21 protein-coding genes and 1 pseudogene are annotated in these 25,813 nt (G+C 39.5%); 6 read left to right on the plus strand and 16 right to left on the minus strand.

Going from position 1 to position 25,813, the window contains the following annotated elements:
- Window positions 1–110 precede the first annotated feature (110 nt).
- The 5 genes from B4H39_RS04140 to sdaAB form a co-directional block, all read right to left on the minus strand.
- Window positions 111–2,198, minus strand: a complete 2,088-nt coding sequence (locus B4H39_RS04140) for a heavy metal translocating P-type ATPase (RefSeq protein WP_251423321.1) — start codon at window positions 2,196–2,198, stop codon at window positions 111–113.
- Window positions 2,199–2,269: 71 nt separating this feature from the next.
- Window positions 2,270–2,479, minus strand: coding sequence for a heavy-metal-associated domain-containing protein (locus B4H39_RS04145; protein WP_202231568.1), 210 nt, complete (start codon window positions 2,477–2,479; stop codon window positions 2,270–2,272).
- Between the two features lie 15 nt (window positions 2,480–2,494).
- Window positions 2,495–2,935 (minus strand): CopY/TcrY family copper transport repressor, encoded by a 441-nt coding sequence (locus B4H39_RS04150; RefSeq protein WP_202231569.1) that lies wholly within the window; start codon window positions 2,933–2,935, stop codon window positions 2,495–2,497.
- A 142-nt stretch (window positions 2,936–3,077) separates the two neighbouring features.
- Complete coding sequence (gene sdaAA / locus B4H39_RS04155; RefSeq protein ID WP_202231570.1) at window positions 3,078–3,950, minus strand: L-serine ammonia-lyase, iron-sulfur-dependent, subunit alpha; 873 nt, start codon at window positions 3,948–3,950, stop codon at window positions 3,078–3,080.
- A 9-nt stretch (window positions 3,951–3,959) separates the two neighbouring features.
- Window positions 3,960–4,631 carry an L-serine ammonia-lyase, iron-sulfur-dependent subunit beta gene (gene sdaAB, locus B4H39_RS04160; RefSeq protein ID WP_251423318.1) on the minus strand — a complete coding sequence of 224 codons (672 nt, stop codon included), beginning with the start codon at window positions 4,629–4,631 and terminating at the stop codon, window positions 3,960–3,962.
- Window positions 4,632–4,908: 277 nt separating this feature from the next.
- Here sdaAB and B4H39_RS04165 point away from each other — a divergent pair, with 277 nt between their 5' ends.
- Window positions 4,909–6,441, plus strand: coding sequence for a class I adenylate-forming enzyme family protein (locus tag B4H39_RS04165; protein ID WP_271328074.1), 1,533 nt, complete (start codon window positions 4,909–4,911; stop codon window positions 6,439–6,441).
- 193 nt (window positions 6,442–6,634) lie between these two features.
- Here B4H39_RS04165 and B4H39_RS04170 read toward each other — a convergent pair.
- A pseudogene (locus B4H39_RS04170) lies at window positions 6,635–7,729 on the minus strand (low temperature requirement protein A).
- A 483-nt stretch (window positions 7,730–8,212) separates the two neighbouring features.
- Between B4H39_RS04170 and B4H39_RS04175 the strand changes: the two are divergent.
- From B4H39_RS04175 to B4H39_RS04185, 3 genes are all read left to right on the plus strand, one after another.
- On the plus strand, window positions 8,213–8,842 hold the full coding sequence (locus B4H39_RS04175; protein ID WP_251423309.1) for a hypothetical protein: 630 nt from the start codon (window positions 8,213–8,215) through the stop codon (window positions 8,840–8,842).
- Window positions 8,842–9,078, plus strand: coding sequence for a hypothetical protein (locus B4H39_RS04180; RefSeq protein WP_251423306.1), 237 nt, complete (start codon window positions 8,842–8,844; stop codon window positions 9,076–9,078). The genes B4H39_RS04175 and B4H39_RS04180 overlap by 1 nt, the downstream gene beginning before the upstream one ends.
- A 72-nt stretch (window positions 9,079–9,150) precedes the next feature.
- A complete protein-coding gene (locus B4H39_RS04185) occupies window positions 9,151–9,378 on the plus strand; it encodes a hypothetical protein (protein WP_251423303.1) in 228 nt (75 codons plus the stop codon).
- Between the two features lie 156 nt (window positions 9,379–9,534).
- On the opposite strand, the gene menA is transcribed toward B4H39_RS04185, so the two are convergent.
- Window positions 9,535–10,494, minus strand: a complete 960-nt coding sequence (gene menA, locus B4H39_RS04190) for a 1,4-dihydroxy-2-naphthoate polyprenyltransferase (RefSeq protein ID WP_251423300.1) — start codon at window positions 10,492–10,494, stop codon at window positions 9,535–9,537.
- 173 nt (window positions 10,495–10,667) lie between these two features.
- Entirely contained in the window at window positions 10,668–12,650 is a 1,983-nt protein-coding gene (locus tag B4H39_RS04195) for an FAD-dependent oxidoreductase (RefSeq protein ID WP_202231594.1), read from the minus strand.
- Between the two features lie 231 nt (window positions 12,651–12,881).
- Between B4H39_RS04195 and B4H39_RS04200 the strand changes: the two genes are divergently transcribed.
- Both B4H39_RS04200 and B4H39_RS04205 read left to right on the plus strand, forming a co-directional pair.
- Window positions 12,882–13,235 (plus strand): iron-sulfur cluster biosynthesis family protein, encoded by a 354-nt coding sequence (locus tag B4H39_RS04200; protein ID WP_202231595.1) that lies wholly within the window; start codon window positions 12,882–12,884, stop codon window positions 13,233–13,235.
- A gap of 135 nt (window positions 13,236–13,370) precedes the next feature.
- On the plus strand, window positions 13,371–14,549 hold the full coding sequence (locus tag B4H39_RS04205) for an AI-2E family transporter (RefSeq protein ID WP_251423297.1): 1,179 nt from the start codon (window positions 13,371–13,373) through the stop codon (window positions 14,547–14,549).
- 111 nt (window positions 14,550–14,660) lie between these two features.
- On the opposite strand, the gene B4H39_RS04210 is transcribed toward B4H39_RS04205, so the two are convergent.
- From B4H39_RS04210 to B4H39_RS04245, 8 genes are all read right to left on the minus strand, one after another.
- On the minus strand, window positions 14,661–15,458 hold the full coding sequence (locus B4H39_RS04210) for an alpha/beta fold hydrolase (RefSeq protein WP_251423294.1): 798 nt from the start codon (window positions 15,456–15,458) through the stop codon (window positions 14,661–14,663).
- 500 nt (window positions 15,459–15,958) lie between these two features.
- Window positions 15,959–18,439, minus strand: coding sequence for a leucine--tRNA ligase (leuS, locus tag B4H39_RS04215; protein ID WP_251423291.1), 2,481 nt, complete (start codon window positions 18,437–18,439; stop codon window positions 15,959–15,961).
- Between the two features lie 203 nt (window positions 18,440–18,642).
- The gene (locus tag B4H39_RS04220) at window positions 18,643–19,344 is read right to left on the minus strand and encodes a helix-turn-helix domain-containing protein (RefSeq protein WP_251423288.1); all 702 of its coding nucleotides are present in this window, start codon (window positions 19,342–19,344) and stop codon (window positions 18,643–18,645) included.
- Between the two features lie 34 nt (window positions 19,345–19,378).
- The gene (locus B4H39_RS04225) at window positions 19,379–20,350 is read right to left on the minus strand and encodes a ribose-phosphate diphosphokinase (protein WP_202231483.1); all 972 of its coding nucleotides are present in this window, start codon (window positions 20,348–20,350) and stop codon (window positions 19,379–19,381) included.
- Between the two features lie 266 nt (window positions 20,351–20,616).
- Window positions 20,617–21,924 (minus strand): signal recognition particle-docking protein FtsY, encoded by a 1,308-nt coding sequence (gene ftsY, locus B4H39_RS04230; RefSeq protein ID WP_251423285.1) that lies wholly within the window; start codon window positions 21,922–21,924, stop codon window positions 20,617–20,619.
- Window positions 21,925–21,932: 8 nt separating this feature from the next.
- A complete protein-coding gene (locus B4H39_RS04235; protein ID WP_251423282.1) occupies window positions 21,933–22,733 on the minus strand; it encodes a Cof-type HAD-IIB family hydrolase in 801 nt (266 codons plus the stop codon).
- 197 nt (window positions 22,734–22,930) lie between these two features.
- Complete coding sequence (locus tag B4H39_RS04240) at window positions 22,931–23,899, minus strand: AraC family transcriptional regulator (RefSeq protein WP_251423279.1); 969 nt, start codon at window positions 23,897–23,899, stop codon at window positions 22,931–22,933.
- Between the two features lie 60 nt (window positions 23,900–23,959).
- The gene (locus B4H39_RS04245; RefSeq protein ID WP_251423276.1) at window positions 23,960–24,778 is read right to left on the minus strand and encodes an oxidoreductase; all 819 of its coding nucleotides are present in this window, start codon (window positions 24,776–24,778) and stop codon (window positions 23,960–23,962) included.
- Window positions 24,779–25,813 lie beyond the last annotated feature (1,035 nt).

Genomic DNA, 25,813 nt, shown 5'->3' on the forward strand with positions numbered 1-25,813 from the left:
GAAATGAGTGTTTGATGAGAAAAAGGGAGTTTATCCCCTAGCTTATCGCTCTGAAAAAAAAGAGACTTCTCAGTCCCTTCTCTTCCCCGATGTTTCGATGTGTTTTAATTTTAGAGTTTTGCCTTAGTCAAGAGCAAAGAATTCAAAATTACTGATACACTTGATAAACTCATAGCTGCAGCTGCTACCATGGGATTTAAGAGCCCAAAAGCTGCCAGAGGAATACCGATAATATTGTAAATAAAAGCCCAAAAATAGTTTTGCTTAATTTTACGCAAGGTCTTGCGAGAAACGGTAAATAGGTCGAGAAGCTTATGGATTTTGCCCCCCATGATGGTCACATCTCCTGCTTCCATGGCGATATCTGAACCCGTCGCCATCGCAACACCTACAGTGCTGCTGGCCAACGCGATAGCGTCATTGATACCATCTCCTACCATAATAGAATGCGGCGTCTCTTGGACGATTTGAGCTTTATCCTCTGGTGAAAGATTACTTCTCACCTCGTCTAAATTTACAATTTTTTGAATCTTCTTGGCTGAGTTTGCGTTATCTCCCGTCAACATCACTGTGCGAATCCCAGCTTTCTTCAATTCAGCCACTGTTTGAACACTTTCTGCTTTAATAGCAGATTTGAAAGTAGCTGTTGCTCGCAACTTTTCATCGTCTGCCAGATAAATAACGGTATCTGTACTTTCCTCAAACTGAAGTCCCTGTTCCTCCATGAGTTTCGCATTACCCGCAAAATATCTACGTCCATTAATCTCAGCAGACAGTCCACGACCAGCGATTTCTTTGAGATTTTCTACGTCATAAGTTTTTTCCGCTTTTACAGCTTGAGCCAAGGGATGATTGGAGTGCTTTTCTAAACTTGCCAATATTTTAAAGTCTTCTGAACTTCCATCAAAACTTGAAAGCTCAAATTCTCCTGTAGTAATCGTTCCTGTCTTATCAAAGAAAACGGTTTTTACTGTATTTGTAAGCTCCAGAGCATTAGCATTTTTCAAAAGTAAGCCGTTTTTAGCTGCTAATCCAGTCCCCGAAATAATCGCTGTTGGGGTAGCCAATCCCAGCGCGCAAGGACAAGCAATGACTAATGTTGCTACAGCATGCATAATCGCTGTCAGTAAAACGCCCGTCACAGCCCATGTGATAATAAAAGTTAACAGAGAAATAACCAAAACTATCGGAACAAAAACATTTGAAAGTCTATCTGCAAATTTTTGAATATCTGGCTTAGAAGCTTGCGCTTCCTCCATCAGTTCGACCATACGAGAAATTGTTGAGTCATTAACATCACGAACCACCACTGCCTTGATTGAGCCATCTAGATTCACAGCCCCTTCAAATAATGTTTCATCATCGCCTTTGACGACTGGCAATGCTTCTCCTGTAAGATGGCTCTCATCAAAGGAAGCCTTGCCCTTAAGAATCATAGCATCCAAAGGCACCTTCTCACCTGGAAAGATTTGAATGACATCACCAATTTGCACTTGTTCCAGAGGAACATCTCCCTCTTCTGTATGCACCATTTTCACTCGACTACTCATCAAACGTGTAATCGCTTGAGTGGTCTTCTCTTTGGCATTGTGTTCAAGTACCTTTCCTAAAACAACTAATGTAATAATGACCATGGCAGACTCAAAATGCAGCGCATTTTTTTGTCCCATAAAAACAGCTAGAACTAAACTGGAAAAATAAGCAACACTTGTTCCAAGGGCAACCAAAACGTCCATGTTTGCATTGCCATTTTTCAAGGCATGATAAGAGCCTACATAAAAGCGCCAACCGATAATAAATTGAACAGGTGTGGCTAAAATCAACTGCAACACAGGATCGTGCAAGAACATCAGATAGTGTGTACCCAACATCCCTTCAAACATTGCGATTACCAAAGGTAATGTCAATACAGTTGCTACAACCAGTGACAGACGCAAATTTCGATCACGTTTACGTGCTTGCGCCGCAATTTTTTCTTGATGCTTCTTGTCATTTACAATCGCACCATAACCCACTTTTTCGACAATCTTTATCACATCTTGGTCGCTAATATTATCGTCAAAGATAACCTTTGCCTTCTCTGTGGCTAGATTTACGGTAGCTTCTTTAATCTTATCGGAGCTGTTCAAAGCTTTAGATACCGTATTTGCACAGTTTGCACAGGTCATTCCAGTTATGACAAAGTTTTGGCTTTTCATTTTCTACCCCTCCATAGTTTACATATGTAAACTTTATTTCCCAGAGAAAACTGTCCCTCTGGACAGTCCTCTTATTTTACTAATTCATAGCCTGCTTCTTTAACAGCCTCCGCCATCTCCTCTACAGGAGTGACCTCGGCGTCAAATTTGACAAGTGCTTCATTCTTTTTTAAAGAAACTTTAGCTGATTTTACACCTGAAAGTCCTTCAAGTGCTGAAGTCACATGCATTGCACAGTGCTCACAGGTCATACCTTTGATTGCAAATTTTTCTTTTTCCATTCTCTCTCCTCCCTATTAGCTGACGTGTTGGCAGCTGCAAGAATTAAAATTTTCTAAACAAGTACACGTTGTTTCTTGAACTGTTTCTTTATTTTTTAGCGCTTCTTGCAAACTTGCTATATCTTCTGAGGTCAAGTTAGACAAGGCGATCATATCGGCTAAGAGCTTAACTTGTTTAGTTTCACAAACTTTTTCAAGTAAAGACTGTCCCATCATTTGAATAGCTGTGCATTCTGCCATCAAAGGACGATAGACAAACTTACGCCCTTCTTTTTCAGTACTTAACATTCCCTTTTTTACCAGACGTCCCAGCAGGGTTTTAACCGTTGCCAAAGACCAATCCAAGTTAGGGGAAATCTGACAGGCAATCTCATCAACTCGTGCTTCACCAAGCGACCAGATAACGCGCATCACTATCAATTCCGCGTTAGATATATTAAATTCTACTTCGTTCATTGGCACTCCTTATAAATATTTACTATAACTATAGTTTACATTCGTAAACTATAAAAGTCAAGTCAGAACTCTGTATTATAAATAAAAAAACCCTTTAAGGCAAGTATAGACTTTCAAAAAGGGTCGTTTATTTTCAATATTATTATTTTCCGTCACCAAAGATGCGTTCCATAATTTCACGTCCTGTTGGCGTTGCCGCAAGGCCACCTTCACCAGTTTCACGGTGAGCAGAAGGTAATGAGCGCCCTACATTGTACATACACGTAATAACCTCATCTACTGGTATGACTGTTTTAACACCAGCCAAAGCCATGTCTGCGGAAATCATCGCCTGTGAAGCTCCCATGGCGTTACGGTGAACACAAGGGATTTCTACCAAGCCCGCTACTGGGTCACAAATCAGGCCCAACATATTTTGAAGGGTCAGTGCTAAAGCCACGCCTGCTTGCTCTCCCGTTCCTCCAGCCATGATAACCAAAGCTGCTGCCGACATGGCAGATGCGGAACCTACCTCAGCCTGACAGCCGCCCTCAGCACCAGCAATCGTTGCATTGTTTGCGATAGCTAAACCAAAAGCACCGGCTGTAAAGATAAATTCCACCTGTTGCTCATGTGTGAGCCCTAACTTCTTCGTCGCTGCGGAGAGCACTCCGGGCAAGCATCCTGCAGAGCCTGCTGTCGGTGTCGCACAGATGAGTCCCATCTGAGCATTGACTTCGTTTACAGCTACGCCATCACGCGCTGCGCCTAAAATAACATCGCCTGATATCGCTTTTCCTGACTTAATGTATTCATCCATTTTCTTGGCATCACCACCTGTAAGTCCTGTTGTTGACTTATTTCCAAGTAGGCCTTCCTCAATCGATGACATCATCGTTGCTAAGTTGTGCTCCATCATCTCAATGATTTGTTCACGACTTGCTCCTGTTTGTTCTATTTCTTCTGCAATCATCAATTCAGCAATTGATGGGTATGCTTTTGCATCTTCAAGCAGTTCTTGTACATTTGAAAACATAATTCCCCCTTATTTAAAGAAATTTACAGCAGAAAGTTTCGGAATATGTTTCATTTCCTCAAAAGCTTCTTCGACATCGAAACTGTCTACTTCCATAATCATGATCGCTTTTTCACCTTTAGCTTCACGTGTCAAATTCATCTGTGCCACGTTAATATCATGCTTTTCAAAAATAGCTCCTAAGCGTGCCAAAATACCTGGTGCATCTTGGTGGACAATAACAAAGGTTGGCATCCCTGCTGAAATAGAAATGTCGAAACCATTGAGTTCGGTCACTTGAATCAAGCCCCCACCAATAGAAATCCCTGTGACACTCATGTCACGGTCGCCTTTTTTTAAAATCAAGCGTGCTGTATTAGGATGATCTGCCTTATCTTCTGGATGAGGAATATAAGTCACTTCCATGCCTTCTTCATGGGCAATGCGTGGTGCATCACGTAAGCGAGGGTCATCTGGATCCATGCCTAAAACACCAGCAACCAAAGCGACATCTGTTCCATGTCCCCGGTAAGTTTTAGCAAAACTTTCGTATAAATGAATCTCTACTTTTTCCGGTAATTCGCCAAAAATTGAACGAATAATCTTACCTATACGGGCGGCACCAGCAGTATGTGAACTACTGGGACCAACCATTACAGGGCCAATAATGTCAAATACACTTTTGTAACGTAAATTTTCCATATTTCCTCCGCAGCTTTGCTGAGCAAAGCTTTTTCGTAAATTTTTCCCTAATCAACGAAACTACTTCTTCCAAAGATAATTATAACATTAATGCGCTTTCATATCTATCTATAACTGGCTTTTTAGTAAAAAGATAAGTTTGCTAATTTTCCTGTTTTACGCAGACTTTTCAGACTATTCTTGCATGATCAAAAACAAAAAGAAGACATTTTTTCTTCATCCCTCTCAGGGAGTTTGTGATATAATAAACTTTAGAAAAATAGAAAGAGAGATTTTAATGAAATTCAATCACAAACCTCTGAATCTTTATGTAAATTTCAAAGAAGCCGCTGAAAAGTTCCCCAAAAGTCGTTTTATTTTTGATAAAAAGTTAAACGCTTTCCCTGAATTAGATCTTGAGACAAGTTATCAAAGCGTTCACGAAGCAGTATTACAAAAAGCTTATAGTCTGGCAGCCTTAGGAATAAAAAAAGAAGACAAGGTGATTATTTTTAAATCAAGTGCCTTTGATACTTACCTTCTTGCTGTTGCTGTGTCCTACCTTGGAGCAGTTCCAGCAATGATTTCCCATCACTTTTCTACACCGGTAATGGATACCTTAGCCGCACGTCTTGAAAACCCTTGGCTCATTTTTGATGAAGATATAGCTTCTGTGGTTCATGAATTGAAAAATGTTAAGGAAGACCATAAACTCTTCGTTTCTGACTTTGCTTCAATCACCAATAGTCCTGAAATCGCCAATCAACAATTGGCTACGGATGAGATTGCTTATCTCACACATACATCGGGTACTACTGGGATTCCGAAACTGATTGCGCACTCTGCGCATTCTATGGGTTGGCGCTGGGTCTTGCAACGTACAGTTATGGATTGGATGCCAAACAAATCTTCTCTTTTAGCCTTCCACATTTCACCGGTTCACTCCCGTTTCAACATTGGTATATCGTCAGCCATGACTTTCGGTTTTGACCTTATGCCCCTTTCGAATTTAGAAAAAAATACAGTCATTAGCATGTTTGAAAAATACCGTCCTACGGCTTTTGAAACACATCCCAACCATTTTGTTCGTTTGGCAAATGTCGTGAAAGAAACACCCGATGCCTTTGCTTCTATTCGTTATCTCCACTCAACTTTTGATGCGATTAACAAGGATACGATGCATACCTTCCTCGCTGCTTCTAAAGAGGAAGATCCTGTTTTCTTACAAATCTATGGCCAGTCTGAATGCGGTCCAATGATCTGGAAAAAACATCGTCTGAGCACTTTACCAGCTACAAATGCACGTGAAATGGGGATCGGCATGCCTGGTCTCTCCCAAGCACGTGTGACAGATGCTGATGGAAATGTTGTCCCTGCAGGCACACCTGGTCATATTCATTTTCTCTCTAAAGGACGTGCACTCACTTATTATAAAGAAGACGATCGTTTTGCTGAAGAAGTTTATGGCGACTGGTGGGATACAGGCGACTGGGGAATTATGGATGAAGACGGTGTACTTTTCCTCTATGACCGTCAAGTCGACCTCATCGACAAGGTGGAGTCAAACTTAGCCATTGAAGATATTCTCCTCGACCAACACGATTTCCTTGATGAAGTGATTATTATCCGCGATGCTTCTGGACATCCTCAACCTATTTTGGCGCTTGCGGAAGGTAAGGAGATGGACTGGCAAGCTTGGTGGTCTTCCATCATTGACATGCCATTCCTAAATGAACCACTCCTTATGGACTATGATGCGATACCACGTACAGCCACAATGAAAGTTCAAAGATTGGCTCTAGAGCGCGAGTTAGCAAACAGCCACAAATAACATAAGAAAAATCGGAGGTCCTTTAGGCTCACCGATTTTTTTATTAGACTTTAATTAAGATCACTTTTTCTCCTCTAGCAAGGTACACCACTCAGGATAAAAAGGAATTATAGTGGAGCAACTTAGACAACATGAGGCTCATCCCATTCATTTAATAACCAAATTTCTTTAACAAGACACAAGTTTAAGACATCTAGTCCCTCAGTCTCCTCTGTCTCTCATATATGAACAGCCAAGCATTCATAACCATCGCAATCAAAAAGACTATTATAAAGGGAAGGAACTGTTCTCTTAGGATATAAAGAGTAAGTGAAACAAGACTTATCCAAAGAGCATATATCAGACTTCCCACTGAGGTCAGACGATAGCGTTCTTGGTTGTAGGTACTTGTCGCCATCAAAGCCAAATAAAAGATAGCTATTCCTATAATGATAAACGTCGCACCAAGCTCTCTATGATGCGAGTTTGACATCGCTTCAATACCAACAGTAAAGAGATTAAGCCCAATTAAAAGAGCATTGTGGACATAGCTAAGCAAGGTAACTCTGACTCTTTGATGATGATTAATATTGAGAAAAGTTTGGGAGATATAAAGAAAAAATAGGCTTGCCATACCAAAAAAGAAAATTCCTCCAATAAGAATATCATCTTGATATGTTTTCAAAATAGCAACAACCGTTTCTCCAAACGTGATGATGGTAATAAGTTGCAGCCGCTCTAAAAAGTGAGGGAAGTTGATAATCCGCGCTTGATCATAATTGCGATGTGAAACAAGTGGCAAAAATATAGGGGCTACAAAGAATAAAAGTGACCATTCATTGAAAAACCAAAAATTCGATAATATCGCTACGCAGCTAAGAGCAAAGATAAGGGTCAAACTTCCCATAAATCTAATAGCGTGCTTAATCTCATGAGTAAAGCTACTTGCCCTCCCTCTTAAAACATATTGAAGCGCAATAATACCATAAGAAATAGTGACAAGAAAAGCAAAGGGAAGGGCATGAGCGCTGTAATCTGTGCTGATATGGAAGGAGAGATTACCAACCGCAAACATCAGAGCTGTAATCGTCAAAATATCACGTAAATCACGTTCTCCAAAACTATTCATATAAAAGGTTTCAAAGATCCAGATTTACATGATAACAAGATTTGCAGCGATAAAAGTAAAAAAACTTTTTGAAGTTAGTTCTCCATGTAAAAGTCCAGTTAAATTTGACACTGCAAGTACAAAAACTAAGTCAAAAAACAGTTCATAATTAGAAACACGTTTGGCAACTAAGTTTGACATAAGTCCTCCTATTTATGTTGTAAAATTTTAAAATAATTCCAAAGGTTATCACTGTCTTACATCGTGCGTAACCTCTGTTCATTCTTTAATTTTAACAAATTTTTAACAAAGCAGTCAATAGAGTAACTTCAACAGTTCTTCTTGATATAGAGTTAAAAATTTTTAAAGACTTTCATACGAAATCGGAAGTTTTCCTCTGTCTAACTTTAGAGAGCAGTCCTTGATCGATCAAGCAGATTTAAAACCTTGACCTTAAAAAAAATTGACACAAATCTTTTCACTTCTCATCAAATGTGCCAAAAATGGCATAAAATAATCTGAATATTACGAACAATTCAGTTTCGCTTAAGTCTAACTTGTTAACATTTTTATAAAGTGAAATGAAAGCCTTTTCCAGAAAGGAGAACAATTTTTTTAAAGGCAGTTACAACCAAAGTCTGCTAGAAAAACTCTAGTATCGAATTGAAAGGAAAAAAATTTATCATGGTACTTGTAGCAAGCCTAGTTTTATTTACAGCTGTTGGTCTCCCTGTTGTTGGAGTCGTACAGGCGAATGATGTGAAAGTTGATGAACAAGTTAATTCAGAAACTTCAAATGAAGCTGAAATTTATCAACCGATACAATTGCCAAGTGAATATGTGGCGCAGGAACAAAAATCAAACCAAGCCCTTGACTATATCAAAGAAAAATATGGTCACAGCGAAATTGAATCATTGACAATCACCCCTGAAGATGAAGAAAGAGTTTCAAAAGCTTTGGAGGAGTATTTAAGTCTTACTGGATATAATCCTCTTCTTCGCAGATTCGGAAGAAATTGGTGGAATTCCCGTCGTTTTATAGGTACTGTTATAGATGTAGGACTCATTGCCGTTGGGATTGGTGCAGCTGCCCGAAGCCGTGCTGCACTGGCCTCTCTCCTCCAAACTCACCGCACTCTTATCACTCGTGTAGTCCAAGGCCAAATATTACGTAGAGTGGGAATAGGAGTTTCAGGGATAATCATGTCTGCAATCAGGTTAGCTACCACACTTGCAGGAATTTCCATTGGTGGTGCCATTACTTGGGGACTTGACCGCGATGATGGTCGCTTAGACGGATATATTTTAGCCTAATGAAAGTGGAAATAAAACAAAACATACTCTTGTATATAGGTAGCCTTATCCTTTCACTTGGTATCATGGTAATGTCCATTTTTATGTTTGAAACCCTAGTTTTAAATCTTACTGTAGGGCTGTCTCTTTGTAGCATTGGTGGCTTCATTTCCTCCAAAACAGTCACAGCGGTGATTTTGAAAGCGATGAAAGAGAAGGGGGAAGTAACGAAAAGAAATGAAAAAAAGCAAAAATAATTGTATGCAAAAATCTAATTGATTTTTCACGGAATCTCTTTCTATACTTTTTTAAGGAGACTAATAAGTTTAATGAAAAAATATATGAAAAACAAATACAATTGGTTTCTTGTGTCAGGGCCTATCATTGCTTATGCCGGAATGAAGCTGACTTCACTGAAAATTATCCACCCTTGGCTTTTGAACTTTGCTATCGGATGGGGTATTGTTTTCATTGGTGTCCACTTGGGCTGGATGTCTTGGCTGGGTATTGCACAAGAAATCAAGGAAGACGAGTATGATTATAACGTTATTGACTGAATTTCTGTCAAGCTAAAAATAGGCTAGGACAAAAGTCGAAATTTGACTGTTTTTGTCCAAAACTAAAAAATCAAAATCGCTCAACCACGACATTCTTAATGACCGTAATTGAGCGATTTTCCATTATTTTGGACTTTTGTCCCAGCCTCCTCCTTTTTATTTTACTAATATTTGCCAAAAAATCGCCAAAAGTAAAGACAGAGCATAAAAACTGTTAAAAGTCACCATGTTCTTCAAAGAATAAACAAAGCTATGAGGAGCTGGAACTTCTGCTGCATGCCGTTTTAAATTTTTCTTGATTATAGGAAATGAAAGTAAAGTCAATAGTGTAGGCCACTCAAAAAATCCAAGGAAAAAGCCTAAAATAAGGAAAAGATACGCACTATACATGAGAAGCTGAAAAAGCTGAAACCCTTGTTTACGTCCTATATAATAAACTAAAGTGTAGCGATGATTTTTGATATCTGTGTCCAGATCACGTAAGTTATTAGCCAGCATAATGTTCGCAATTGTCAAGACTAGAGGTAAGCTCGCAACAATCATCGCTACTGCTCCCAGCATACTTCCAGAAAAAGTAAAGGAATCACTCGAAAAGTTAAGATTAAGCTTGAAGGTGGGATGTTGTGCACTGTTCACAAGCACGACCATCGCAAAGATTCCAAAGCCCATCGTTCCACCGGAAAATATTTCCCCCAAAGGCATGCGAGAAAGAGGGATGGGTCCGTACGTATAAAAGACTCCAATAAAGAAGACAATTCCTCCTAGTAATAAAAAGAGCCAGCCTGTGAAATAGGCAAGGAAAAAGCCCAAGAAAAGACTTAGAGCAAGCATAAATAAGATGAGATTCCTAACAAACATGGGATCCAGCTTAGCTGTACCAATAATATTTTCTTCTCTTTTATACACCTCATCATTCGCTTTTTGAAAATCTTGATAGTTATTAATAGCCGTTACTGTCATGTCAAAAATTAACATGGCAAGAAAAAACAGAAGAGATAAGGCAAGATTAAAGGACTTGAAATAGCTCAAACTGAAAAGCAAACCAATGATATAGGGAAAAATACTTGCAATTTTTGTTTTAATTTCGACAAGTTCTAAAAAAGTTTTAAATGTCATAAGGTATCTTGGACGTCCTTTGATAAATATTTGCGTAACTGCTGAGAAATAGAAGAGCACGCATATGAGATAACCACTCTATTATTATATCTGATAAATGATCAAGAATCAATTTCAGGAGAAAGATTGCCACTGCTGCAAACAAAAATAGCTCCCTAAGAGCTATTCTAAAATTAACGTCCTTTATAGATGGAACGAGACTTCCCATACCATATTTGGGTAAGTAGTTTTTGAATCCAAGGTTGAACCCATTTGTCTAAACCAAAGGCACGTCCAGAGCCATTCATCAAGGCAATGGCTACTGGAATAAACCAGATATTTACCCAGAAGAACATTCCTGAAAGTGCAAACATCACTGTCAAGGCCGCAGTTACGCCTGATGCAATCCAAGTAAAGAGACCAAAGATGATTGCAAGAGCAAGTAAAACTTCAACAATAGACATGAATTTTTGCATGAATAAAGCGACATCACGATTTGGAATCATGAATTTAAAGAAAGGTTCCATCCAGTTTGGTACTTTTTCAAAGACTGGCATTGGATCTGTTCCATAAGCGTATGAAAGTCCCCATTCTGTTGCTTTATGTACCGCTTCAGCACCGCCACTAGCTGCCGCATCTGTTGCACCAGCAGCAGCTTCAGCTGCCTTAGTTGCTGCCTCACCTGTTGCGCCAGCAGCAGCATCTGCATGTTTCGGTACTTCTTGCAACCAAGCAAACGGGAATTTAAGATCGTCCGTAAACCAAGAGCCTTTACCGAACCAAGTTGTCGGGTTAAAGAGCTGACCTTCACCAACGATTTTCTTCATTGCTTCTGTCAACCAAACGAGACCGTAGAAGATACGAAGTGGTACAGCCCAGAGAACATTACCTAAGCGTGAAGTATGACCGCGCATGAAGTTACGACCATCTTTTGTACGGAAAACTTCATCCAATGCATAACGCCAGAAATAGTGTGCTGAGCGGATTTGCAATGTGTAGATAAAGTAAACGATGTTCTTCATCAGCATCGCCCAGAAGCCTGTCAGACGCATACTGCCGACTTTAGCTACACCCCAAGTTGAACCGATCGAAACCATTGTTCCTTGGTACTTACTTACGTGTTTGTGTTTGCTACCACCATTAATATCTGCAATGATATTCGAAGCTGCTGTATGTGCTGTTTGCTCTGCTGCTTCAACGATTTGTGGTGTTGGACGGCCAGTATCTGGTTCGATATAACCTGAAACGTCCCCAGCTACATAGATTCCTTTATCTTCAAAGCCAACAGCTTGCATAAATTCGTTGGCTTGGAGGCGGTGACCACGTTCTGTTTCATTGAGATTAGTTTGCGCTGCTGTATTACCTTGAACACCTGTAGTCCAAATCAATGTGTGTGTTGGGATTTCTTTTAGAACTTTTTCTTCATCTCGTCCGCCAACATTTACTTTGATGTGGTCTTCTGCAACTTCAACAATACCATGATTTGTTAATACATTGACATTTTTCTTTTCGAGGTAGGCATGTGCTTTATCTGCCTGCTTACGGTCCAATGTGTTTAGGATTGTTGGCATCATTTCAACAACGTTAATTGTGATTTCTTCTTCTGGAATCTTCCAATCTGTTGAAACTTTTTTACGCCAGTCAATCAGTTCACCAGCCATTTCAATCCCTGTAAAGCCTGAACCTGCAACAGAAATCGTCAAGAGTGCACGACGTTTTTCATCATTAACTTCTGTTGAACCGTATTGGACAACAGTTTCAAGTTGACGTTTGATGCGCATAGCATCCTCAAGGGACCAAAGTGTGAAGCCGTGTTCTTTAACACCTGGCACACCAAAGTCATTTGGTTCCCCACCCAGAGCGACAATGACGTAATCATAATCATAGCTTCCGTGCTCTGTAATAACTTTTTTGTTTTCTTTATCAAGACTTACAACAGCATCAGTTACAAGGCTCACATTTTTACGTTTTCCCAAAAGTTTTTGGAAGTCGTATTGAACTGTTGTGAATGGCACACGTCCTGCTGCAACTTCATGAAGCTGAGTCATAGATGTATGATAGCTGTGTTTGTCAATCAAAGTGATGTCAGCATTTGCTTTAAGCTTTTTCGAAAGCTCACGTGTTGCATGAACCCCAGCAACACCACCACCGATGACCACGATTTTTTTCTTAGTCATTTAAAATCGGTCTCCTACTTATAGTATAATAATGAAAAAAATTTCCAACTAACATTATATCGCTTTCACGTCACTTTGTAAAGCACAGCACTATTATAAAAACTAGACTTTTTAAAATTTTTATAGTCCTATAAAAAAGGACAAAATTTTACATCTCCACTTAGTGCTTTCTTCTGTTTAATTTTAATCTTCTTCTGTGCAATCTCTCACATTTCATAGTAAAATAAAACTATGAAAATTACACTTGATGACACAATTACACAGAGACTTTTAGCCATGATTGAGGATAAGCCCGCTGATTTTGTCTTAGACTTTGACCATACTTTAAGTGATGAAACTGTTGCCAGTACTTGCTGCGGTATTACTCGCTATCGCATTGTTGCGGTAAATAAGGGCGAAGTGCCTGCTGTTTTTGATGGGAGAATAGAATCTCCTCTAGGCGACTTCTATTGTAAAGCTTGGGGAATGATGTACTTTGACGAAAATATGTATGTCCGTATGACGCCTAACCATTTGATTGAAATCATGGGCGACGGGGAAAAAATAGCACCACATATTGAGATTGTTGACTATCGCAACCACTAGTTTTTCTTGCCAAATTTATTTATAGACACAGACGACTTTCTGTGTTTTTTCTTAAAACAATTGACAGGATTTTCTAATGATATTAAAATAAAAGAAAGACTTTCTTTAAAAGTCAACCGAAAGGACAGATCTCCCTTGGAAAAAATAAAGTTCAACTGGAACCTTTGGCTCAATGGCTTACTTTTTATTCTCACAGTCTTTTTACTTTTTAATATCTTATCAAATATGAATCCCATTGCTAAAAGCATTGGGCATTTTCTGCAAATACTGTCGCCACTCTTTTTTGGCGCAATTTTTGCCTACTTCTTGAATAAACCTGTCAACAAACTGATTCTACTTCTGAAACAAACAAACTTAAAGTTTATTCATCGCCATGCGAGGCAGTTCAGTATTTTTATTGTCTATATCTTTGTTCTGCTTCTTCTCTTTTTTAGTTTTTATTATCTATTTCCTCTTGTGGTGCGAAATTTGGCCGAATTTCTACGTATATTACCCAACATTTACCACAATATTTCCCAATGGTTAAACAGTAATCAGTTTCAAGAATTGGATAATTTTCTCAACATTGAAGAATCCATTCGTTACTTTGTAGATAATTTTACAGCGCAAGATGCTGCACGCTACATCAGTAGCGGGATTGAGTCCTTAAGCACTTTCACTTTGGGATTAGCCTCACAAGTTTTTCGTTTGATTATTGGTTTAATCATCTCCATTTATCTCTTGCTTTACAAAGAAAGCATTTTGCAACTCCTCACACGGGTTGGACGCATTTCAACAAAGGAGGAGCACTTAAGGACAATCAAACACTATCTTCGACAAACCGATGTCATTTTCTATAAATTTATTTCTGCTCAATTTCTTGATGCCTGTATCATTTGGATTTTATCGACTTTATTACTGACAATCATGCACTTCACTGGAATTGCCACCAATCCTTTCGCAGTCGGTTTAGGTTTGCTTATCGGTATCGGAAACATGATTCCTTATTTTGGTTCGTTTTTTGCCTCTCTCATTGCAATGCTTATCGCTTTTTTTACAGGTGGCTGGGAAGCAGCGCTTGCTACAATCACCATGCTCATCATTCTCCAACAAATCGATGGTAATATTATTGGTCCGAAACTAATGAGTGGAGCTTTAAACGTTAATCCCATCATTGTTATCATTTCTATTTCCATAGGCGGTGCTTATTTCGGAATCTTGGGAATGTTTGTTGCAGTTCCTGTGGCAGCCTTACTCAAAATAATCTTCTTAGAGTACCTGGAAGCGCAGGAAGATAAGATGCTGCTTACGGATAAGGAAAAATTCAAAAACTGAGAGAAATTCAAAAAGAAAAAAACGCTCGATTTTCTAACCAAAATGGAACGTTTTTTTTGCTTATATATTTTAGCTGATTTCAGATAATTTCGCCCTTTAATTCCAGTCTTTTCACACTATCTTTTCAATAAAAGTAAGGAGTTTTTCATTAAAAGCCTCAATGTTCTCAACATGAAGAATATGTCCACAATCTTCAAAAACACTTACCTCTGAGAGTGTATTCCTTTGGAGCTTGCGAGCAGCTTGTGCATGCTCTGGTGGAAAGATTGGCGAGTGACCGCCAGCAAGGAAAAGATGCGGCACGCGCTCTCTTGTAAGATTTTTCCGCCAGTCCTGTGTAATCACGTTCTGCAATAAATCTTGGTGCTTTTGAAAATCAAAAGGAAGCATGCCCTTTCCAAGAACCCGCTTGACTTGGCCTGTGAGTTGACGATTCGTTAATTTTGTGCGTGGAAAGTCCCTGATAAAATGTTCTAATTCGCCCAGTGTTTTTCCCGTATTTCCGTCCATCCAATCTTTGGCTTTCATAAATGTCGGTGCCTGATCCTCCGTGACAATGGCCGTCAACCTCGCATCTGTAAAGAGTTCTTCATAAGCCATAATAGTTGCTGCCCCCATCGAATGCCCGACTAATATGGGTTTCTCCAACTGTAGAAAAGTCATGAGTTCCTCTAAATCTGTAGCCAAGCGGTGAAGAGTCATTCCATAATCCACTTCCTGACTCTGCCCATGACTACGATGGTCATAAGTGATAACGCGATAACCTGCTGAAACAAAAAAATCGATTTGAAAAGCCCAAGTCACCTCGCTGGCAGAATAACCGTTAATAAAAACCAGAGCCTGCTTTCCTGCTTGACCATAACTGTGATAATTAATTTGAACGCCGTCGTTCGTTGTATAAAAAGGCATGACTCCCTCTTTCTCTCATTCAATCATTTGCGGTTTTATCTCAAATCAAACAGCAAACTCACTAATTATTGTAGCAAAAAATGCACAAGTTTCCTGACTTTTTGTTTCTCATACTGTGTGTAAGGCGTGTAAAAAGAGCAAGGTTTGGGATACAATGTAGGAAATGAACTTTTTTGATCCATTTCACCCTAAATCTCCTAAAAACATAGAACAAACGCCATTGACATAGTTAACTCTCATCAAAAATATCGTTCATACCTTTACAGTGAATTTGAGTCGAAACTGTTGAAAAATTTTACATAATTTTTCTTTAACACGATGTCTTGTGTAATAAAGATAGAATTATATAAAGTCAGGGACAAAATTAAAAAAGACTAAATTCATCCAAAACGCGTAAAAAAACACTTAATCTGTGTATTTTCTTATACACATGATTAAGTGTTTTTATTGTCGGGCCTTTGCCCCGTCTCTTTTCAACAGTCTTGTTTGAAAGACCTACTTTACTTAACTACAATATTTACCAATTTATTTGGAATTGCAATAACTTTGACGATATTTCCTTCAACTTTTACTGCTTCCAGTCCAACTTTTTCTAACTCATCTTTCGGTAAGTCTTTTGCAATTTTTACTTTTGCTTTGAGTTTACCATTAATTTGCACAACAATTTCTACTTCGTTTTCAACAAGTTTGCTTTCATCATATGTTGGCCACGGTACGTAAGAAATTCCTGCTTCATTTCCAAGCTCTACCCAAAGTTCCTCCGCAAGGTGAGGTGCAAATGGCGCTAAAAGTTGGACAAAACCTTTGGCGTATTCAAGCGGCAGAGTTTTGGCTTTATTGGCAGCATTAACAAAAATCATCAGTTGTGAAATCGCAGTGTTGAACAACATGTGGTCCAGACGTTCCGTAACGTTTTTAACCGTTTCATTATAAACCTTATCCAAGCTGCCGTCATTTTCTTCTGTGATTGTGCTGTTGCTGAGCAAACGTACCACGCGGTCCAAGAATTTGCGTGCGCCTTCCAGTCCTTCTTCTGACCAAGGAATGCTTGCATCTAAAGGTCCCATGAACATTTCATAAACACGTAAAGTATCAGCGCCATAACGTTTCACAACATCATCAGGATTAACCACATTCTTCAATGACTTAGACATTTTCGCTGGTGCTTGTTCAAGTTCCTCACCTGTTTCGATGTTGAAATATGAACCCTCGCGCTTTTCAACCTTATCCGTAGCAACCAAAGCACCGCGACTGTCTCGATAAGAAGTTCCTAAAATCATTCCTTGATTAAAAAGCTTTTGGAAAGGCTCTTTTGTTGGAACAATTCCCAAATCATAGAGTACCTTATGCCAGAAACGCGCATAAAGCAAGTGAAGGACGGCATGTTCTGCTCCTCCAATATAAATATCTACAGGAAGCCATTCTTTAATAAGTTCTGGGTCAGCGATAGCTTTGCTGTTCTTCGGATCTATATAGCGAAGATAGTACCATGAAGAACCAGCCCACTGTGGCATAGTATTTGTTTCACGTCTCCCTTTTACACCGTCTTCTCGGGTCACAGTCAACCAATCTGTCAAGTTAGCCAAAGGTGACTCTCCCGTACCTGAGGGCTTGATGTTCGACGTTTTTGGTAAGACTAATGGAAGCTCATCTTCTGGAACTGCAGTACTTGTGCCATCTTCCCAGTGGATAATCGGAATTGGTTCCCCCCAATAGCGTTGGCGGCTAAAGAGCCAGTCACGCAGACGGTAAGTTACCTTACGAGAACCGATGCCTTTTTCTTCAAGATAGGCAACTATTTTTTCAAGAGCTTCTTCCTTCTCCAGACCATTCAAAAAGTCCGAGTTAATCATCTTTCCGCCTTCTGTATAGCAAGCTTCCTGAACATTCCCACCATCGAAAACAGGGACAATTTCCAAATCATAAGCCTTGGCAAACTCCCAGTCACGTTCATCATGCCCAGGCACTGCCATGACGGCCCCATGACCATAGCTGGCAAGTACATAATCCGCAATCCAGATTGGCATTTTCTTACCATTTACAGGATTAATTGCATAGGCACCTGTCCACACACCAGTCTTATCTTTTGCTAGGTCTGTACGTGCCAAGTCTGACTTCAGACTAGCTTGATGTTGATACTCTTCAACAGCTTTTGCTTGCGCTGCTGTTGTAATCTTCTCCACCAATGGGTGTTCTGGTGCAAGAACGGCAAAAGTCGCTCCAAAGAGTGTTTCTGGGCGCGTGGTGAAGACGGTGAATGTTTCATCTCTACCTTCTACCTTAAAATTCACATCTGCACCCACTGATTTTCCAATCCAGTTGCGTTGCATCTCTTTGATTGACTCAGGCCAGTCGAGCTCTTCCAAGTCATTGAGCAAGCGTTCTGCATAAGCCGTGATTTTGAGCATCCACTGACGCATAGGTTTACGGACAACAGGATAGCCTCCACGTTCAGAAGTACCATCAGGGAGGACTTCCTCATTTGCAATAGCTGTTCCCAGTTCCTCTACCCAGTTTACAGGTACTTCTGCCTCATAAGCTAAACCTTTTTCATAAAGTTTAGTGAAAATCCACTGTGTCCACTTGTAAAACTCTGGATCTGTTGTATTTATTTCCCGCTCCCAGTCATAGCTAAAGCCAAGACTGTTAATTTGGCGCTTGAAAGTGGCGATATTCTTAGCTGTAAATTCAGCTGGATCATTCCCTGTATCAATCGCATACTGCTCTGCAGGCAACCCAAAAGCATCCCAGCCCATCGGATGAAGGACATTATAGCCTTGTGCACGCTTGTAACGGCTCAGAATATCCGTTGCTGTATAACCCTCGGGATGGCCCACGTGAAGTCCTGCTCCTGAAGGGTAAGGAAACATATCCAATGCGTAAAATTTTGGTTTGTTTTTGTCTGTACCTGTGCGGAAAGTATTATTTTCAGCCCAATACTTTTGCCATTTGGCTTCAATCTCATTGTGTTTATATTCCATATTTTATTCCTTAAAACTTTTATAATTTACTTTTACAAATATTAAGCTTTATTATACCAAAAAAGTATTTTTTCTGCTTTTCTTCAGAGGATGACTTGATTACTGTCTCATAAGATCCTTCACCTCGCCTCATAAAGCTTGACGTTTCTCACTAGTGCTTTTAAAGGCAATGCGGACAGTCCATTACCATAAGTATCACCTACCTAAGAAAGCGGGAAAACTCTATCCAACCCTGCCCCAATCAAGCTGTAAGCTAAAACAAGATCACTCCCTATAAGTTGCAAGCCGTACTTCTGTTCATATTTTTTCATCTTATTAAGCAAGGTGTTCCGATGAACGTAGAGAAGCTTTGCTGCAGCCACTTGGTTTCCCTTAGTTGTGTAAAGCGCTCGAACCAGTTCCATGTCGTCTGGACTTTGGAGCAGTTCTTGCTTTACATTATTGAGCAGTGTGCTGTCGACTTGACTTAAAGCGTGTGCAAGTATAACTTCACTAAAGCTAGCTCTTTGCCTAAAAAACTCTGACTCTTCCGCATAAACCTTAGCCAAATCCTCTCTCGACGCAAAGCTCCCAATGTAACTCTCTAGCTTTTCTCCCATGTCCTGTGACAAAACGCGCAGACTGTCAGAGAGTTCTGATTTGCTTAAGTTTTTTCCCGTATATTCTTCAATCACAAACTGTTTTTCGCTATCTTGACCGATCAAGTCAGGCAAGACAAAACGTAAGTTCTCTACAAATTCCGGAAAATCTGCGACTGAAAACTGTAAAATGCGAAAACGTCCTACAGGTAATCTGGAAAAATCAGCAGAAGTTCTTGAAAGCAAGGCGACTAAAGTACGTTCCCGTGCCGTAAGTTCAGCCTCTGGAACATCACGATAAAGTTCTTTTATTTTTTCTATTTCCATTTTTCAAAAAAGTGACCGTTCGGCCACTTTGCTCTTAATTTTCAGTAGGGATATGTAATTCGAAAAGCGGCGATAACGGACGTTTTTCGTGGATACGGATGATTGCATCTGCAAGCAAGGGGGCAATTGAAATTTCAACAATCTTTTTACTGCGACGTTCATCTGGTATTTCGATAGTGTCTAAAACGACAAGCTTATTAATCCCTGAGCTTTCAATGCGTTCAATAGCTGGCCCTGATAAAACAGCATGTGTACATGACGCATAAACTTCTGTAGCCCCAAGCTCTTTCAAAGCATTTGCTGCAAGGGTAATCGTTCCAGCTGTATCAATCATATCATCAATCAAGATACATTTTTTCCCCTTAACATCACCAATGATGTTCATAATCTCTGCAACATTCGCACGTGGACGGCGCTTGTCAATAATTGCAATCGGTGCTTTCAAGAAAGCTGCCAACTTACGCGCTCGCCCTACGCCACCGTGGTCAGGTGAAACGATAACGAGGTCTCCCCCCTGTGCAAAGCCATGACGGCGAAAATATTCCGCGATTAATGGAGCCCCCATAAGATGATCCACTGGAATATTGAAAAAGCCTTGAATCTGAGCAGCGTGCAAATCAAAAGTAATCAAACGATCTGCACCTGCAATTTGAAGCATATTGGCAACTAATTTGGATGTGATTGGTTCACGCGCTCGCGCTTTACGGTCTTGACGCGCATACCCATAATAAGGCATTACCACATTGATTGAAGCAGCACTCGCACGTTTCAAAGCATCCATCATAATCAACAGTTCCATCAAGTTTTCATTGACTGGAGCACTTGTTGATTGGAGGATAAAGACGTGTTCCCCACGGATGCTCTCATCAATTTTGACTTCGACTTCACCATCATCATAAGTGAGTACACGCGATTTCCCAACTTGGATACCAATTTCCTTTGCAACCTTTTCAGCCAACTTTTGATTAGATGAAAGCGCAAACAACTTCAAATTTGAATACGACATGACAGCCTTTCTATATAAAACAGTTTTATAACTAGACCCTTTCATTTTACCTTGAATTGCGTTTTTTTTCAAGTCTCGATGAGTTTCTTCGAAAAGCAAATGTTCAAGACATCACAGTAAAAATGCTCTTTTTGAGGAATCAGCTCGACAAGACCTCTCTATCCAAAAGTTACAAAAATGGAACCTTATTAGTTAGAAGGTTCCATTTTTCTCCCTGTCGTTTAGTGTCCTTTATTAATCGTTCGTCTTTCTGAGGGAATATCTGTTTAGATGAGTTCCTTAAACAAGCCACGTACAAAAAATTCTTCATCAAAATCAGCAAGATCGTCAATCCGCTCCCCTAATCCTACTAATTTAACAGGTATTTTCAAACTCTGAACGATGGACAAAACAATTCCACCTTTTGCTGAACCATCCAGCTTAGTCAAAGCAATCCCTGATATCGGTGTCACTGCACTGAATTCTTTGGCTTGCTGAATCGCATTTTGACCAGTCGTTGCATCTAGAGCCAAGATAACTTCATGCGGTGCTGTAGGCAGCTCACGCTTGATAATTTTCCCTATTTTTTCAAGCTCTTTCATCAAATTATCTTTATTTTGAAGGCGTCCAGCTGTATCAATGAGCAATATATCGTAATTTTCAGTCTTGGCTTTTTCTACAGCATCAAAAACAACACTGGCAGGATCAGCCCCCGCTGCTTTTGTTACAACTGGAACATCTGAACGCTTGCCCCATTCTACAAGCTGGTCAATAGCACCTGCTCGGAATGTATCCGCAGCTGCAAGAAGTACTTTTTTCCCTTCTTCTTTATAACGATGAGCAAGTTTACCGATGGTCGTTGTTTTACCAACTCCATTCACTCCCACAAAGAGAAAGACGGTCAAACCTTCTTGTAGATTCAAATCAGAAGGTACTTTTTCATCATCAAATTTATCAACAATTTTTTCAACAATGAGTTGACGCAAGGCGTCTTGCGATTTTGCATTTGCTAGCTTTGCTTCATGTCGCAACTCCTCTGTGACTTCCAAGGCTAGGTCAACCCCAACGTCTGACATGATGAGCGTTTCTTCAAGTTCTTCGAAAAATTCCTCGTCTACAGAGCGAAAATTTGCTAAAAAGGCATTGAAGCGCTCTCCGAAGGTCTTTCGCGTTTTTTCCAAGGACTTGTCGTATTTTTCCTCAAGATTATGAGCTGTCTTTTCTTCTTGAGCTTCTACAGGTGCAGAAGCCTTAGAAAGCTGTTCATCGTTCTGTTTTTCCAAAGAAACAACTTCTTCAGCAAGTTCTGAACTTTCAATCTCCTTAATCTCTTCTTCGAGCACATCAGACTCTTCTTGAAAGTTTTCCCTTTCTTCATCTGATGGTGAACTTTCTGAGCCGAGCTCTGCAAGAATTTCAGGCATTGTTTCGTTCAGGAGTTCTCCTGCTTGCTCAGAAAAAATGACATATTCTACAGGCTCCGAATGCTCCTCAGATTCATCATTTCCCCCAGCGACTTCTTCCTTAACTTCAACTTCTTCAACAACTTTCTCGGTTTCTTTTTTCTTACCAAATAAACGGTCAAATAATCCCATATTTCCTCCTATAAGACATATTCTTGAATCACTTGGGCGACTGCATGCTGGTCATTTGTAAAGTCTGAAATGATATTGGCTGCTTGCTTAACTTTTGGCACGGCATTTTTCATGGCTACACCATAGCCTGCCCACGAAATCATGCTCAGGTCATTTTCCTCATCTCCCATGGCCATGACATTATCAGGTGTGAGTCCTAACTGTTCGATGAGCTTTGATAAACCAAACGCTTTATTTATTCCCTTAGGCATGAACTCTAATAAGATATCACGTGTCTTAAAAATTTCAAACCGCTCAAATAATTCTTTTGGAAACTTGCGAATCTGCGCATCAAGAAAGTCAGCATCTGTACAGGAAACGATTTTATTGTAAATCCCATCTTGTGGCAGTTGGTCAAAGCTTACTGGATGAAATTCCAGAAGGCTGTTAAGGGAAGGATACTGTGAAGGACGCGCGCTTTTGGTGACATACACGATGTCGTCACTCAAGATGTCACAAGGGATTTCCAGAGCAGAAGTTTCTTGTTTAATCAAGCGTATATCATCGTAACTCAACACTTTTTTAGAGAGAATTTCACCTGTATTGCGTTGGACCAGTCCACCATTGAAAGTAATACTAAAATCATCAAAATCCAGCATTTCCAATGTCTCTAAAAAAGGTTGAATGGCTGCCAAAGGCCGTCCTGTTGTCAAAACAACCTCCACACCCTTTTGTCTTGCTGCTTGTATGGCTTCAATGTTTTGAACGGAAATCTTCTTTTTACTGTTAAGTAAGGTTCCGTCAAGGTCTAAAGCGATTAATTTTATCATACAATTTCTCCTTATTTCGGTTTAGGGGGCGCAAAAAGCTCTAAAGGTGTGACTCTTTTAACGTTTTGGTTTTATCGTATAATTATATCATTTTTTAGTATTTCTTTTCCAATGATAAAAATAAGCCACATCACATGGATATGACTTTGCCATCAGTAAAAAGATAATTTTCGAACATCTTTTTAAACTTTGTTTCATCAGAACATTTCTTTTCTATATTCTGTTACTGTTTTACCTGTCCATTTTTTAAAGGCTCGACTAAATGCATTTACTTCGCTATACCCAACTAAATATGAAATTTCCTCTGTTGGTAACCCCATTTTTATATAGGAAAAAGTCATTGCTTTCTGAACAGCCTGTAATTCCTGTTTAAAGGTTGTATTTTCTGATGTCAAGTTTCGTTGTAGTGTTCGAACACTGACACCTAAATGGCGTGATATGTCCGCCACTGAAAAAAATCCACTTGATATGGCTTTGTAAAGTTCCTGTTGAACATGACCAGTAAAACTCTGTTCTCTTTCCTGACGAGCCAAGTGTTGATTCAGCTCGGGTTCCAAGTATTGCCACATGATATTGTTCTGGGTTAGAAATGGCTTGAACAAATCAGTCTTATCAAAAATCAGACGGTTGGTTTCCCCTTTCTGAACCTGAGCCCCAATGGTTTCCAGTGTCACGTCATCATAATCATAAGGACTTTCGACAACTAAGGATAAGCGCTGAGCTCCAATACCAGTTCGCAACAAACTCAGCACTAACAACTGCTCATTAAGAACAGAAAACTTAGGCAATTCCATGTTAGCATGGATAAACTTAAAGCTGACTTCGACGGTATTTTCTAATTCAATACTATCCACAACAATTGGACCTGTAATTTTTTTAAAGCGGGCAAAACGCTTGAGAGCTTCTAACCCATTTGGAGAAGATAAAGCGGCAAAAAATGCTGGTACAAACATCTGAATATGAGAAAACTGACTAAGTTGGCGGATATTTTCTTCCGTCATGACTTGATCGAATTCTTGCAAGAGCCGATAATATTCTAAATCGGTTAAACTAATCTCTTCCTTCCAGAGTTTATTAGGCACATTTGCCCTTTCTAAAAGCAAAGGTAGGTCTACACCAACGGATTGCAAAAAATCTTGAAATTGATTAGTAATGTTAAGTTTCATTTTCCTTGTTTTCCTTATTTAGATAATCGTTATACCATGAAAGATTTATTAGTGCCTCATCTATCTCATTGCTGCCATCATCATCATATCAAAGAATTTATCTCCGAAGATACGGCGAATTCCAACAAGAAGTTTTCCTCCACGACCAACAAGATAGCGAGTTCTAGGGTTACGAGCGTTGATGATTTTCAAAACAGTTCGTGAAATAACCTCTGGTTTTGAACCTGGTGTTGGGTTATTTTCCATCTGCTTAATGTAACCATTGACTAACCGTTTATAAGGTCCATTTTTTGATTCATAAGAGAAGTTTTGAGCAACAGTCGCATTAAAGCCTGTGTTAATCATACCTGGCTCAAGGACAACCACCTTGATATCGAACTCTTTGACTTCCATACGGAGGCAATCGCTGAAACCCTCAATTGCGTGTTTACTTGCATGATACCAAGCTCCAAGTGGTGTGTAAATTTTTCCACCCATTGATGAGGTATTGATAATCAAACCTTCACGTCGCTCACGCATATAAGGAAGAACTTTTTTTGTCAAGCGAGCAACACCATAGACGTTGACTTCAAATTGTTGTTGAACTTTCTCCATAGACAAATCTTCAACTGGACCGTAAAGACCATAGCCAGCGTTATTCCAAAGAACATCAATACGACCTTGCTCTTCAATTACTTTTTTGACTGCCGCCTCAATGTCAGCTTCATCTGTCACGTCCATTTTCATGATATGTCCACCTAGCGCTTCTAAGTCTTTCATCTTATCAACACTTCGTGCTACGGCGTAAACCGTGTGACCTGCTTTAATCAAATCTTGAGCTGACAATTTTCCCATACCTGATGATGCACCTGTAATCAAAATCACTTTTTTGTTAGACATATTTATAACCTCTTTTGATTTATTTGATTTATGTATTTATTATAAGGGATTGTTACGGCAATTGCCACAACATTTCATGCCAATCATTTACCATTTTGTGCCAAAGTATCATCAGCTACTGGGGACTGTTCATAAAAAAGGCCCCGTCTCCTGAACCTCCTGTATTTATTCTTATAGAATTTGATAAAACTAGTCTATTTTCCAATAGGTGGATAATATAGTCCTGTCATCTTTGGACAATCTATCATTCCTATGCTTACTGACTCTGATGTCAGTAACTGGATGATTAACTTCATTAACAATAATTAATCAAAGAGCCTGGGACAAAAAACTGGGGGGCTCCCAGATAGATTATTTTCGTTGCAGAAGGAGAAAATAGGCTCAAATTCTGATTCTGCGATATTTTCACAACAACTTTAAATACTCTTGATATAGTCTTTTAGGACTATCAGACCTAAACATTCATGTTTTACTCTCACTCTGATAGCTGCCCCCTATACGCTAAAAAGCCTTGAAACAAGGCTTTTCACTATTCAAATGTATCAAAGGTTTCAAGAAAACATATCATTTAACGATTACCAACCTTTTAACGATAATAAACTATGTAACAATTTTAGTTTTTATACTTAATCACTTATAATTCAAAAAAATATCGCTTAACGATTTCCTCAATATTTCAAGCTTAAAAACTACCAATATCCCTTTTATTACTGCTATTTATTTTGTTAGATTGTATCCACTAATTGATTGTCATTTCTAAAGCGATTAATTTTATATCCTTTGTCATGTTTATATTATAACATACTCCGTTACCGGGCACGGACTAATTATGACCCCGAAGCGATAACTTTGCTTTTCTGAAGAAGGAAAGATGCTCTAGCACATATCTTTTCGCTCTCTTCTTATTCTAGCAGGCTATCACTATCAAATGCCGAGACGAAAGCAACATAAAAAACCAAGCAATCATAAACATCACTTGGTTACTGCTTCTATATGTTTGATGTCCATGCGCCGTCTTGGTCGCGGAGGATGAGG

Origin of the sequence: Lactococcus sp. UBA7128 (assembly GCF_002492185.1) — a bacterium.
Taxonomy (GTDB): Bacteria; Bacillota; Bacilli; order Lactobacillales; family Streptococcaceae; genus Lactococcus; species Lactococcus muris.

Excerpts from the sequence above, each read along its gene's own strand:
- B4H39_RS04140 (WP_251423321.1), bottom strand. The coding sequence starts at position 2,198 with ATGAAAAGCCAAAACTTTGTCATAACTGGAATGACCTGTGCAAACTGT.
- B4H39_RS04145 (WP_202231568.1), bottom strand. The coding sequence starts at position 2,479 with ATGGAAAAAGAAAAATTTGCAATCAAAGGTATGACCTGTGAGCACTGT.
- B4H39_RS04150 (WP_202231569.1), bottom strand. The coding sequence starts at position 2,935 with ATGAACGAAGTAGAATTTAATATATCTAACGCGGAATTGATAGTGATG.
- sdaAA (WP_202231570.1), bottom strand. The coding sequence starts at position 3,950 with ATGTTTTCAAATGTACAAGAACTGCTTGAAGATGCAAAAGCATACCCA.
- sdaAB (WP_251423318.1), bottom strand. The coding sequence starts at position 4,631 with ATGGAAAATTTACGTTACAAAAGTGTATTTGACATTATTGGCCCTGTA.
- B4H39_RS04165 (WP_271328074.1), top strand. The coding sequence starts at position 4,909 with ATGAAATTCAATCACAAACCTCTGAATCTTTATGTAAATTTCAAAGAA.
- B4H39_RS04175 (WP_251423309.1), top strand. The coding sequence starts at position 8,213 with ATGGTACTTGTAGCAAGCCTAGTTTTATTTACAGCTGTTGGTCTCCCT.
- B4H39_RS04180 (WP_251423306.1), top strand. The coding sequence starts at position 8,842 with ATGAAAGTGGAAATAAAACAAAACATACTCTTGTATATAGGTAGCCTT.
- B4H39_RS04185 (WP_251423303.1), top strand. The coding sequence starts at position 9,151 with ATGAAAAAATATATGAAAAACAAATACAATTGGTTTCTTGTGTCAGGG.
- menA (WP_251423300.1), bottom strand. The coding sequence starts at position 10,494 with ATGACATTTAAAACTTTTTTAGAACTTGTCGAAATTAAAACAAAAATT.
- B4H39_RS04195 (WP_202231594.1), bottom strand. The coding sequence starts at position 12,650 with ATGACTAAGAAAAAAATCGTGGTCATCGGTGGTGGTGTTGCTGGGGTT.
- B4H39_RS04200 (WP_202231595.1), top strand. The coding sequence starts at position 12,882 with ATGAAAATTACACTTGATGACACAATTACACAGAGACTTTTAGCCATG.
- B4H39_RS04210 (WP_251423294.1), bottom strand. The coding sequence starts at position 15,458 with ATGCCTTTTTATACAACGAACGACGGCGTTCAAATTAATTATCACAGT.
- leuS (WP_251423291.1), bottom strand. The coding sequence starts at position 18,439 with ATGGAATATAAACACAATGAGATTGAAGCCAAATGGCAAAAGTATTGG.
- B4H39_RS04220 (WP_251423288.1), bottom strand. The coding sequence starts at position 19,344 with ATGGAAATAGAAAAAATAAAAGAACTTTATCGTGATGTTCCAGAGGCT.
- B4H39_RS04225 (WP_202231483.1), bottom strand. The coding sequence starts at position 20,350 with ATGTCGTATTCAAATTTGAAGTTGTTTGCGCTTTCATCTAATCAAAAG.
- ftsY (WP_251423285.1), bottom strand. The coding sequence starts at position 21,924 with ATGGGATTATTTGACCGTTTATTTGGTAAGAAAAAAGAAACCGAGAAA.
- B4H39_RS04235 (WP_251423282.1), bottom strand. The coding sequence starts at position 22,733 with ATGATAAAATTAATCGCTTTAGACCTTGACGGAACCTTACTTAACAGT.
- B4H39_RS04240 (WP_251423279.1), bottom strand. The coding sequence starts at position 23,899 with ATGAAACTTAACATTACTAATCAATTTCAAGATTTTTTGCAATCCGTT.
- B4H39_RS04245 (WP_251423276.1), bottom strand. The coding sequence starts at position 24,778 with ATGTCTAACAAAAAAGTGATTTTGATTACAGGTGCATCATCAGGTATG.